The organism is Dietzia sp. NPDC055343, assembly GCF_053645265.1.
The window spans coordinates 1-1,036 of record NZ_JBSHMJ010000175.1 but is presented as its reverse complement, the minus strand read 5'-3'; the positions used below and the strand labels follow the sequence as shown (position 1 = coordinate 1,036).

At 62.2% G+C, this 1,036-nt stretch carries 1 protein-coding gene; it reads right to left on the bottom strand.

Annotation, left to right across the window (positions count from 1 at the left end; translation table 11 throughout):
- Positions 1-990: an IS481-like element IS5564 family transposase gene (locus ACWIE7_RS19485; RefSeq protein WP_011113072.1), complete on the bottom strand. Its 990-nt coding sequence runs from the start codon at positions 988-990 to the stop codon at positions 1-3.
- Positions 991-1,036: the final 46 nt, after the last annotated feature.

Below are 1,036 nucleotides of genomic sequence, written 5' to 3'. Positions count from 1 at the left end.
CTAGGTGTGATGTCCAGGGACGTTGTTGAGTCGGTCGAAGGGTACGCCGCCAATCGCAGAGTGGTGTCGGTGGTGGTTGTAGAAGTGGAGCCAGCCGGGCAGCGCCAGGCGTCGTTCGGCCTCTGAACCGTAAAACCTGGCATAGGCCCAGCCGTCCCCGAGCGTGCGGTGGAATCGCTCGATCTTCCCGTTCGTCTGCGGCCGGTAGGGGCGTGTCCGCTTGTGTCGGATGCCGAGCCGAGCGCAGAAGTCCCTCCATGCGTGGGATCTGTATGCCGACCCGTTGTCGGATAGGACTCGCTCGACGGTCACGCCTCGTTCGGCGAACCAGGCCACGGCGCGTTCGAGAACTCCCACCGCTGTGCTCGCCTGCTCATCCGACCAGATTTCTGCGTATGCGACGCGGGAGTGGTCATCGATGACTGTGTGAACGAACGCCGTCCCGGTGCGCGGCTTGTGATCTTTTCCTCGTGGTAATCCCGGAGTCGCGAGCTTGTTCCGTGCGCCTTGCTGCCGACCTACGTAACGATGTCCACCGCCGTCGGGGATGTTGCCGAACTTCGTGACATCGACATGAATCAACGATCCCGGATGAGGATGCTCATATCGCCGCAATGGCTCGCCAGTGACACGATCGATATGCGAGAGGCGGTTCACGCGGCAACGGACGAGGACCGCGTGAACAGTCGACGTCGAGAGACCAAGTCGCGCAGCGATCTGGGCTGGCCCCAGTCGAAGCCGCCAGCGCAGGTTGATGATCTTCTTCTTGACATGCTCGGGCGTCCTGCCTGGGATCCGGTGCGGCTTGCTGGAGCGATCCTGCATCCCAAACTCACCCTCTTCCCGGTAGCGGCCTGCCCATTTCCGGGCAGTGATCGGGGAGACCATGAACATCTTTGCGGCGATCGTGGCCGGATAGCCGTCTTCGACAATCAGCCGAGCTAACCGGAGACGGGCACGAGGAGTGAGAAGAGCGTTCGGATGGGTCATCAATTGGCCTCCGCCGCGGTCTTCGTAAGCGCGCGTCTGGTGAGAA

Coding starts and splice junctions, on each gene's coding strand:
- ACWIE7_RS19485 (WP_011113072.1), bottom strand. CDS start 990: ATGACCCATCCGAACGCTCTTCTCACTCCTCGTGCCCGTCTCCGGTTA.